Origin of the sequence: Actinomycetospora sp. TBRC 11914, from assembly GCF_012933465.1 — a bacterium.
Classification (GTDB): Bacteria; Actinomycetota; Actinomycetes; order Mycobacteriales; family Pseudonocardiaceae; genus Actinomycetospora.
In genome coordinates this window covers 223030-230069 of record NZ_JABBND010000007.1, presented here as the reverse complement: position 1 = coordinate 230069, position 7040 = coordinate 223030, and the positions used below count along the sequence as shown (strand labels likewise).

Annotated in this window: 8 protein-coding genes and 1 tRNA gene; 5 read left to right on the top strand and 4 right to left on the bottom strand. The window is 70.8% G+C overall.

The window, feature by feature from the left end; translation table 11 throughout:
• The first annotated feature begins 45 nt into the window (after window positions 1-45).
• From HH311_RS14005 to HH311_RS13995, 3 genes are all read left to right on the top strand, one after another.
• Window positions 46-1032 carry a sugar phosphate isomerase/epimerase gene (locus HH311_RS14005; protein ID WP_169184252.1) on the top strand — a complete coding sequence of 329 codons (987 nt, stop codon included), beginning with the start codon at window positions 46-48 and terminating at the stop codon, window positions 1030-1032.
• 243 nt (window positions 1033-1275) lie between these two features.
• Entirely contained in the window at window positions 1276-2691 is a 1416-nt protein-coding gene (locus HH311_RS14000) for a sugar porter family MFS transporter (protein WP_169184251.1), read from the top strand.
• A gap of 46 nt (window positions 2692-2737) precedes the next feature.
• Window positions 2738-3097 carry a universal stress protein gene (locus HH311_RS13995; protein WP_169184250.1) on the top strand — a complete coding sequence of 120 codons (360 nt, stop codon included), beginning with the start codon at window positions 2738-2740 and terminating at the stop codon, window positions 3095-3097.
• A 153-nt stretch (window positions 3098-3250) separates the two neighbouring features.
• Here the strand turns inward: HH311_RS13995 and HH311_RS13990 are convergent.
• Window positions 3251-3323, bottom strand: a tRNA-Arg gene (locus HH311_RS13990).
• On the bottom strand, window positions 3286-3609 hold the full coding sequence (locus HH311_RS31000) for a tyrosine-type recombinase/integrase (RefSeq protein ID WP_312030144.1): 324 nt from the start codon (window positions 3607-3609) through the stop codon (window positions 3286-3288). Before HH311_RS31000 ends, HH311_RS13990 begins: the two co-directional genes overlap by 38 nt.
• A 1115-nt stretch (window positions 3610-4724) precedes the next feature.
• Between HH311_RS31000 and HH311_RS13980 the strand changes: the two genes are divergently transcribed.
• Both HH311_RS13980 and HH311_RS13975 read left to right on the top strand, forming a co-directional pair.
• Entirely contained in the window at window positions 4725-4871 is a 147-nt protein-coding gene (locus tag HH311_RS13980; RefSeq protein ID WP_169184249.1) for a hypothetical protein, read from the top strand.
• Window positions 4872-4997: 126 nt separating this feature from the next.
• On the top strand, window positions 4998-5288 hold the full coding sequence (locus tag HH311_RS13975) for a hypothetical protein (protein ID WP_169184248.1): 291 nt from the start codon (window positions 4998-5000) through the stop codon (window positions 5286-5288).
• 250 nt (window positions 5289-5538) lie between these two features.
• On the opposite strand, the gene HH311_RS13970 is transcribed toward HH311_RS13975, so the two are convergent.
• A complete protein-coding gene (locus HH311_RS13970) occupies window positions 5539-5841 on the bottom strand; it encodes a tyrosine-type recombinase/integrase (RefSeq protein ID WP_312030143.1) in 303 nt (100 codons plus the stop codon).
• A gap of 117 nt (window positions 5842-5958) precedes the next feature.
• The gene (locus tag HH311_RS13965; RefSeq protein WP_169184246.1) at window positions 5959-6891 is read right to left on the bottom strand and encodes a LysR family transcriptional regulator; all 933 of its coding nucleotides are present in this window, start codon (window positions 6889-6891) and stop codon (window positions 5959-5961) included.
• Window positions 6892-7040 lie beyond the last annotated feature (149 nt).

The window sequence follows — 7040 nt, the reverse complement described above, 5'->3', positions numbered from 1 at the left end:
CCTCGACCTCGGCTTCCCGCGGAACGACTGAGCGCGGAGGCGACGATGAGACTCGGTGTCTATGACGCGATCCTGCACGACCGCCCGCTGCCCGAAGCCCTCGAGGTCGTCCGCTCGCTGGGCCTCACCGGCTTGGAGGTGAACGCCGGCGGCTTCCTGCCACCGGTGCACCTGCCGATCGACGACATCCTGACGAGCGACACGGCCGTGCAGGACCACCTCGGGGTCTTCGTCGACGCCGGGGTGGAGATCGCCGGACTGAACGCCAACGGCAACCCGCTCCACCCCGACCCCCGCATCGGCGCCCGGCACGCCGAGGACCTCCGCCGCGCGATCATCGCGGCCGGCCGGCTGGGGGTCTCCCGGGTGGTCACGATGTCCGGGCTGCCGGCCGCCGAACGGGGCGGCACGGTCCCGGCCTGGAACCCGATGCCCTTCGAGTCGACCTACTCCGACGCGCGCGACGAGCAGTGGCGTGACGTCGGGGTGCCGTTCTGGAAGGAGATCGACTCGCTGGCGGGGGAGTACGGCGTCACCGTCTGCCTCGAGATGCACCAGTTCAACCTGGTGTTCAACCCCGCCACGCTGGAGCGGCTGGTCGAGCAGACCGGGGCGCGCTGGATCGGCGCGGAGATGGACCCCAGCCACCTGTTCTGGCAGGGGATCGACCCGGTCGCCGCGATCCGGTACCTCGGCCCGCTGGTGAAGCACGCGGCCGCGAAGGACACCCGGATCAACGAGGCCACCCGCATCCACGGGGTCCTGGACGACCGGCACCGGAAGGTCCTCGAGAGCCCGGTACGGCTCGGCGGGGACTCGACACTCAACGCGTGGCCCGAGAATGCCGCGTGGGATTTCGTCGCCCTCGGCAAGGGCCACGACCAACAGTTCTGGACGCAGTTCTTGCGGGCATTGTCGGAGATCGACCCCGACATGGCCGTGAACATCGAGCACGAGGACGTCGAGCTCGGTCCGATCGAGGGACTCGAAGCGGCCGCGTCGGTGCTCGTCGCCGCAGCGCGCGACGCCTGACCAGGTCGGCGGCTCGCGCGGCCGCCGGTCACATCCTCTTCGACGCATTTTCCTGCGTCATGTCGCCCTGCCCGAAAAAAGGTGGCGACGGGGTTTCCGGAGATACGAACAATTGTCTTGACCGGGCCCCTACGTGACGTCACACTCAGTGTGACCCGGCGCACCGAGATTCCGCATCCGGCCTCGTCGGAACAGATTCCCTCAGATTCTCTCAATTCCTGAACTCGACGAGGAGTCGGACCCATGACCACTCACCCGGGAGCGCATCACGTTGCGCTCCCTGCCGACACCCCCGGTCCCCATTCCCGCCGTCTCGGCCTGGTCGCCGTCGTCGCGACCTTCGGGGGACTGCTGTTCGGCTACGACACCGGCGTCATCAATGGCGCCCTCGAGCCGCTGTCCCGCGACCTGGGGCTGAACTCGTTCACCGAGGGCTTCGTCGTCAGCATCCTGATCTTCGGTGCCGCGATCGGCGCCCTTGTCGGGGGCCGGCTCTCGGACCGCCGCGGACGCCGGCACAACATCCTGATGCTGGCCGTGATCTTCGCGGTCGGCACGCTGGGCTGTGTCCTCGCCCCGACCTGGCAGGTCCTGGCCGTCTTCCGCTTCGTCCTCGGGCTGGCCGTGGGCGGTGCGTCGGCCACCGTGCCGGTCTACCTCGCCGAGGTCGCGCCGACCGAGCGGCGGGGCGGCATCGTGACCCGCAACGAGGTCATGATCGTCAGCGGGCAGTTCGCCGCCTTCGTGATCAACGCGATCATCTACAACATCTGGAGCGGCTGGGACGGCATCTGGCGGGTCATGCTCGTGATCGCCGTGCTGCCCGCGATCGCGCTGTTCGTCGGCATGCTGCGGATGCCCGAGAGCCCCCGCTGGCTGGTCTCGCAGGGCCGCGACGACGAGGCCCTCGGCGTCCTCAAGCAGATCCGTTCGCCCGAGCGTGCCGTCGCGGAGATGGACGAGGTCCGCGCGCTCGCCGCCGAGGAGGCGGCCACCAAGACCGCCGGCCCCACCGATCTCGGGGTCAAGTGGGTCCGCCGCCTGATCTTCATCGGGGCCGGGCTCGGCATCTTCCAGCAGTTCACCGGCATCAACTCGATCATGTACTACGGCACCCAGCTGCTCGAGAGCGCCGGCTTCTCGGCCAACGCCGCGGTCATCGCCAACACCCTCAACGGGCTGTTCAGCGTGCTCGGCATCCTCGTCGGCCTCACGCTGATGAACCGGATCGACCGCCGGACGCTGCTGCTGGCCGGCTTCACGCTCACGACGACGTTCCACCTGCTCGTCGGGCTCTCGGCCTACCTGCTGCCCGACGGTCCCGCGAAGTCCTACCTGGTCCTCGTGTTCGTGATCCTCTTCGTGTTCAGCATGCAGGGGACCATCGGTCCGCTGGTCTGGCTGATCCTCTCCGAGATCTTCCCCTTGAAGATCCGCAGCCTCGCGATCGGCATCTGCGTGCTCGTGCTCTGGCTCGCCAACGCCGTCGTGTCGCTGCTGTTCCCGATCGTGCGGGAGGCGACGGGCATCGCGAACACGTTCTTCGGCTTCGCGGTGCTCGGGGTGATCGCCCTGGTCTTCGTCTACAAGTGCGTCCCGGAGACCCGCAACCGCTCGCTCGAGGAGCTCGAGGACGAGTTCCGCGGGGTCCCGGCGTGACCGCCCCGTCGCCCGCGTCCACCACGACACCCACCGGAGGAACCCCATGACCGTCCTGGTCGCCGTCCCCGAGGGCCGTGAGGGTCCGCCCGCCGTGGCGGCGGGCGTGGCCGAGGCCCGGATGCTCGGCACCGACCTCGTCGTGCTGAACATGACGCTCAGCCCGCTCGACGGGTCGCTGCTGCCCGACGACCTCAAGACCACCGTCGTCGAGCGCAGCGGTCCGGGCGACCGCGACCCCGCCGAGGCCGTCCTCGACGAGATCGCCGACCGGCCCGACGTCGAGCGGCTCGTGATCGGGATGCGGCGCCGCACCCCGGTCGGGAAGGCCCTGCTGGGCAGCGTGAGCCAGCGCCTGCTGCTGGAGAGCCCGATCCCGGTCCTGGCGGTCAAGCCGCCGGCCTGAGCCCGCCGCGTCCCGATGGCCCCGGAGTCCGCCCAGGACCCCGGGGCCTCGGCGTTGTCCCGGGGTCGCGAGCGCCCGACGCGCATGACGGACGTGGAGGCGGCGCAGCGCCCCGGTGATGCCGATAACGAGGCGGGGCCGAGCAGGTATGGGCGCCCCCGGCAGGATTCGAACCTGCGGCACCCGCTTTAGGAGAGCGGTGCTCTATCCCCTGAGCTACGGGGGCCCGTACGCAGCTTAGCTGCATGTTCGTGGTCACTGGTCGGCGTCCCCGCCGTCGGGGGTGGGGTCCGGGTCCACATCCGGTCCACACACCGCGTCGTCGAAGCGGTCGGCCAGCTCGGCGAGTCTGTGAGGGAGAGGTGGCCGTAGAGGTCGAGGGTCATCGTCGCGGTCTTGTGCCCCAGCATCAGCCGGACGACTTTGACGTCGGCGCCGGAGGCGATCGCGAGGGATGCGGCAGTGTGCCGGAGCTCGTGCGGGTGGAACCCAGCGGGCCCGATCTTGCGCACGGCGGGGTCGAAGGTGTCGCGGCGGAAGTTGCGCACCCGCAGCAACGCCGCCCTCCGGGGCGGGGAAGAGCAGGTCGTCGTCGCGCCGGCATGGTCAGCATGAACGGCGAACCCTCGGCCGCGTGGACCGCGTCGAGCACCGCGGCCAGTTCCTCGGCGCGCTTGGCGGCGACCTTCGCGGCGCACTCCGGGCACGCCCACACCGATCCGCAGGTCACCAGTCCCTCGAACCCGGCCCGCCGACCATCCGGGGTGTTACTCACGACCAGGGCCACCCCGGCCTCCGGGTCGCGCATGGAGCCGCAGCGACGCACCCGACCGATGCTGGGCAAGGGCTGCAGCTGGGCCCGACGCTTCCACCGGCTAGCTCTCGCGCGTAGCTCTGCCTGCCTCTGAGTCCGTGCCGGAGGGCTGGGAAAGACTGTTCGCCCACTACCAAGAGCCGGGGTGGCCGGGCTGACCCCGGGCGCGCTCACGACGCCCTCCGCAGTGACGTGGAGGCGCCGGCGCTGGCGCGCCGGCGGGGCCCTGCCCCTACGGGCAGGGCCACGGGCACCAGCTCACGGACCTCTGATCCTGCGCGAGGCCGTGACGCTGCTCAGGGCAGCTCAGGGCCACGCGGCCAAGGAGAAGGACGAAGGGACCGCCTCCGGCGGTGCTCAGCGAGGCATCGGCGCGCGAGCTTGCACGGCCGTCCCTCACCAGCAAGGGCCGCACACCATCTTGACCGGTGGCGCGGGGTGGACGAGCTCAGCGACGCTGAGGGCCGTTCAAGATCGTCTGCTTCCTCCCTTGCTGGCGAGCCTCCGACGGCCGAAGAGCCCGTAGACGCGGTGGAGCCGGGACGGACTCCACCCGGGGCGCACGCCGCCGCCTCGCGGTCCTCCTGCACGTGGGTGGCGGTCGTCGACGCCTGCCCGAACCTCGGCAGCTTGACCGGCCCAGGGTCGCTATGTGCCCTGACGCGCGACCCGGAGGTGCCGATGTAGGAGTGGGCGCCTCGCCGGGGGTGACGCTGTGAGGCTTTTGCAGACTGCTCGGGGTCCGTACGATCTCGGGTCACGTTCACAGAGCGAGCGCACCCAGGTTCTGACTGACCCAGTTGGAGCGCGCCGATGGACGACCGCGATGACGCGATGGCCCCGTTCGAGGCGGACCTGGCCTCTGAACGCGCATTGCGCGCCCTTGTGATCAAGCTTTCGTGGCAGCCGATGCGGCCCGACACGGGTGATCTACCGGAGCAGATCGAGCGCGACGAGTAGCGCTGCGGCGCGGGACTCGCCGGGAGTTTGCGGCCTGCGGTCGCCCGGGCATCACCGATCCTTCGGTGCACCTGTTGTGCCGACTCGTAGCTTGGGCAATCCCCGAGCGGGACGACGGAGGCCCCAGTGGCCCGCAAGAACCTGTGGGACATCCACGGCGCACTCGAACACGCGCAGGACGCGGTCGCACATGCCCGCGCTGCCCGAGGACACAGCGCGCAGATCAAGGTGGAGATCGAGCAGCTGCGGCGTCGGTCCCGCGCGGAGCCGAGCGAGGTCGACCCGGGCACTGACGAACGCCGCGAGCAGATCGAGATCGAGGGCAACCTGCGCGCGGGCTCCGGTGTCGAGTCGGTTGCGCCCGACGCGGAAACCGCCGCCAAGCTCCGGGCGGCTCTGGAGAACCCGCCACCGTAGGAGCCCGACGACCCACCGCCGTCGCAGTGAAGGGAGCGGCAGGACTCGTCAAGCTCCCGGTACACATTCGGTCCACGCACGGCCCGGGTCCAGGGGGGCGAGCCCGGGCCGTGCAGGTACGAGATGGCACCGCGGAGCAGGGCGCAAACCGATCGGACCAGGCCGATCGAACGCCTGTGCGAATTACGAGAGCGGTGCTCTATCCCCTGAGCTACGGGGGCCCGTACGCAGCCTAGCTGCATGTTCACCGTCACTGGTCGGCCTCCCCGGCGTCGTCGGTGGCCCCTGGTTCACATCTGGTGCACACACGGCGTCGTCGAAGCGGTCGGCGAGCTCGTCGAGCTCTGTCAGGGAAGAGGTGCCCGCAGAGGCCGAGGGTCATCGTCGCGGTCCTGTGCCCCAGCACCAGCCCGACGACCTTGACGTCGGCGCCCGAGGCGATCGCGAGGGAGGCCGCGGTGTGCCGGAGCTCGTGCGGGTGGAACCTGGCCGGGCCGATCTTGCGGACGGCGGGGTCGGAGGTGTCGCGACCTGCACCCGGCGCCGGGACCACGCCCACCGTGCGGGACCGGCTGGACTCAGTGAGGTGTCCGAGCGCGGCCGGTGGGTGGCGTGGTGACCCGTGTCCATCGCCGTCTCTTTCACGTGACCGTGTACGAGACGTACAGAGTCACGCGATCTCGGTCAGCTCCGGCAGCTCGTACCGACGGACCTCGCGCAGCGCGGCGAGGCCTGCCGCGATCGCCGGCTGCTCCGCCGCGCCGCCGCGCACGGCGGTGATGACGTGGCGCGTGGGGACGGACGCGCCCGCGATGGGGATACGGCGGGTCTCGGCCGAGCCGGGCAGGTCGACCAGGCGTGGGATGAGGGCGACCCCGAAGCCGCGGGCGACGAGGGCCGCCCCGGTGTCCCAGGTGTCCGCGTGGTGCTCGACGGCGGGATCGAAGCCGGCGCCCGTGCAGGCCAGCGTGACGAGCTGGTGATAGGCCCGACCCGGCGAGCCCATCACCCACTGGTCCCGCGCGAGCTCGTCGAGGGAGACCGCGCTCCGGTCGGCCATGGGGTGGTGCGGACCGACGAGGACGTCGAGCGGCTCGTGGTAGAGCGGGTGCTGCTCGAAGTCAGGGTCGGTGCGCGGGGGAATGCTCGGCGTGGCCACCACGACGGCGATGTCGGTGTCGCCCGCGGCGAGCAGGTCGAAGGCTCGGGCGGGCTCGATCTCGCGGAGCTGGACGCGCAGGCTGGGATGCCGTTCGCGTAGCAGGGTCAGGGCGCGCGGGGCGACGACGGCGGCCGCCGTGGAGAAGCCGCCGACGCGCAGCGTCCCGGTGAGCTCGGAGCGGTCCTGGTGCGCGGCGAGGTCGGCCTGCGCGCGCTCCCACTGCGCGGTGAGCGCCGCCGCGTGCTCGAGCAGCGTGTGTGCGCCCGCCGTCAGCCGCACCGTGCGACCGGTCGGTTCCAGCAGGACGACGTCGAGCTCGCGCGCCAGCGCCTGCATCTGGTGCGAGACCGCCGACGGGGTCAGCCGGCACACCTCCGCGGCAGCCGTGACCGTGCCGTGGCGGGCGATCGCCTGGAGGACCTTCAGCCGACGGTCGATCATGTATGAACCGTACAAGGTGACGTGAACGAGTCTTCGATGGACGCCAGCAGTCGATCTCTTCACACTGAACGCAGCACCCCGGGCCCTCGGCGCCGCGGCCCGGTGGTTCGTGCCGTCACACGATCCGAGTCGTCCCTCCTCGGAGATGA

What these genes read in the sequence shown, in the direction of transcription:
- HH311_RS14005 (WP_169184252.1), top strand. Translation starts at nt 46, where the DNA reads ATGAGACTCGGTGTCTATGACGCGATCCTGCACGACCGCCCGCTGCCC.
- HH311_RS14000 (WP_169184251.1), top strand. Translation starts at nt 1,276, where the DNA reads ATGACCACTCACCCGGGAGCGCATCACGTTGCGCTCCCTGCCGACACC.
- HH311_RS13995 (WP_169184250.1), top strand. Translation starts at nt 2,738, where the DNA reads ATGACCGTCCTGGTCGCCGTCCCCGAGGGCCGTGAGGGTCCGCCCGCC.
- HH311_RS13980 (WP_169184249.1), top strand. Translation starts at nt 4,725, where the DNA reads ATGGACGACCGCGATGACGCGATGGCCCCGTTCGAGGCGGACCTGGCC.
- HH311_RS13965 (WP_169184246.1), bottom strand. Translation starts at nt 6,891, where the DNA reads ATGATCGACCGTCGGCTGAAGGTCCTCCAGGCGATCGCCCGCCACGGC.